Source organism: Psychroflexus aestuariivivens (assembly GCF_004010055.1).
GTDB classification, from domain to species: domain Bacteria; phylum Bacteroidota; class Bacteroidia; order Flavobacteriales; family Flavobacteriaceae; genus Psychroflexus; species Psychroflexus aestuariivivens.
The window spans coordinates 1-2,519 of sequence record NZ_RQVT01000021.1; the positions used below are offsets into that span (position 1 = coordinate 1).

2 protein-coding genes are annotated in these 2,519 nt (G+C 30.1%); both read right to left on the bottom strand.

Features of this window, described 5'->3' with window-relative positions; genetic code table 11:
• Positions 1-187: 187 nt before the first annotated feature.
• Positions 188-913: a superoxide dismutase gene (locus EIG86_RS04570; RefSeq protein WP_009780324.1), complete on the bottom strand. Its 726-nt coding sequence runs from the start codon at positions 911-913 to the stop codon at positions 188-190.
• A 245-nt stretch (positions 914-1,158) separates the two neighbouring features.
• Positions 1,159-2,049, bottom strand: coding sequence for a hypothetical protein (locus EIG86_RS04575; protein ID WP_127844981.1), 891 nt, complete (start codon positions 2,047-2,049; stop codon positions 1,159-1,161).
• Between the last annotated feature and the right edge of the window lie 470 nt (positions 2,050-2,519).

The following is a 2,519-nucleotide window of genomic DNA, read 5'->3' on the forward strand; positions in this document are numbered from 1 at the left end:
AATTTCAAATTCATCAATTTATTTGCAAAACCAACAATTCTTAGCTTTTGCACAACGGTTTCGGCTATGAGTAGTTGCGTGGTTTAGCACTTAACTTTGCAAGTACACACCAAACTGAAAATCCGTGAGGATTTTCAGAAGTAGGCGAGAACAAGCAATTACTTATAGCCATTGTTGGCAGTAGTGTTTATTTTGTCAGTCGTTTTGCTGTCATAAATCGGTCAGCTACATTGTCCCAATTGATAATTTCAAGAACTGTATCAACAAAATCGGCTCTTTTATTTTTGTATTTCAAATAATAGGCGTGTTCCCAAACATCAATCACCAAAATCGGAACAACTCCCCATTGTGTTAATTTTTGATGATTTTCGCATTGTAACAATGTCAAGCTATCCGAATAAGGTTGGTAACCCAAAATACCCCAACCGCTTCCTTCTACAGTTTTTGATATTTTCCCGATATAGCTTTTCAGTTTGTCAAATGAACCGAAATCCTTTTCTATCTGTTTTAAGAGTTCAGTTTTGGGTTCAGTTTTTTTATTCGTTAAGTTCGTCCAAAAGATGGAATGAAGCACGTGGCTTGAAAAGTGGTAAGCTAACTTTCGGGTCCACAAATCCACTTGGTCTAAATCGCCCGATTTTAGATGTTCCTTAATTTTAATCAAATCTGTGTTTGCCCCTTTTACTGCTCCACCGTGATGAAATTCAAAGTGCAGATGTAAGGTTTCTTCATCCATATGTGGCTCCAAAAAAGTTTTATTGTATGGAAGTGATTTTTGAATGAAATTTCCATTACTGTCCACTAATCTGTCAATTCCGTTTTCCGTTACATTTTGTGAAAAAACGTTGTTCATTGGTAGGATTGTCGCTCCACCTAAAATTGCCGTGTTTCTTAAAAATTCTTTTCTGTCCATATTTATACTTTTTTCAATTTATCTCGTTTTTCCACATTACTGCCAACGTGTTTGTATATGGCAAGTAGCGGGCAAATAGGCGAGAATCTTTCCGCCAAACACAAGCCAAATTTTGGTTTTTGAGTTTTACCTTTTTTTATTCTAAACGACTAAAACAAAAATTGGCGAACTTCCAAATATACCAAAATTTTCGGATTATGCACAAACCCCGCTATTTGCTATATACGGTGTTAGGCATAGTTTTTTTAAAATAATTTATTACCTTTCTTAATTTTATTTATCTCTCGAAGATCTGAAAGAGTTCCATTTACCGTTTTAGGATTAGCTTTTATCACAGAAATTTTATTTGTCTTTAAATTAATAACTTTTATTCCATATTCTGTTTTTTTTGTTTTTGAATAATATTCTTGAAAAACTACATATTTAAAGTTATCTTTTTCAAAATACAAGTAATCTAAATCCATTCCTTCATTTTCAATTCCACCACCTCTGAGATACCAAGAATGGGAAAATTTATCCCAACTATTTTTTAAATTATCAGGAAATTCAAGCTCAATATTATTACTTGTACCATATCTGTATATAATATATTTTTGATTTTCTTCTATTGAAATAACAAGTTTTTTACCTTCAATTGTTTCAAATTGTAATAGAATATTTTCATTAGTTTTTTTATAATCCTTAGGTTCTATTTCCATCAATTGATTTTGAAAAAATTTATAAAACCTAGTTTTTACAGTTTTTGGCCAAGGTAGGATACAAGATTCAAGCTCATCAATAATTATTAAATTATCATCTATTTCTTTAATATTCATACAAAAATTTGGTTGAAAACCAGTAACAACTTTTAAGGCGTTATTTTGATTTATATATATTGCAGCCTGTTTTTCTATTATAGAGTTCGCATCTTCAATTCCGAGACCAAATTCTATAATTATATCAGTTTTATTGTCATTATTTATATCTCCTCGGATAATTCGGGAATATCGAATTATTAAATTATTTGATTTTTCAATTTTGTCAGCGTAATTATCAAATAAAATTTGAGCTTTGTCCTCAAGAGTATTTTGTGAATAAAGATTATAATTGATAAAATAAAAACTTAAAATAAATAATATTAATGTATTTTTTATCATTACCAATTTTTGTTATAAATTATGCCTAACGTTCTTGCATATCGCTTCGTTGCGGGAAAATTAGCGATTATTTTTCAATTTATGATTTTAACTTCCAGAAAATCCCGAAAATCCGATTTCAGCCACAAAATCCGCAATGAGCGATATGCAGTGTTGTAGAGCGTATTTTTTTCTATTTTGATTGAGATTCAGAGTTAAATTATTTGTCGTTAAAATTATTCGCTCGCTCCTATTTTTTGAAATCAATTTTTGAGTTTTACTTTTAAATCGCAATTCGTGCTGGATTTTTATTTGCGTAATTAGATCGGCTGAATTTTAATCATTTGAGTCGTATTAAATATCAGTTTTTGAACTTAAATTTTGAGTTTGTCGAAACTTAAGTTTCTAAAATTTAATCATTTGTCAGACGAGTGAAAATCAATCGAGTTTCCAAGTACAAAAAATTCGTTTTGATTAGATTTTAATTACCA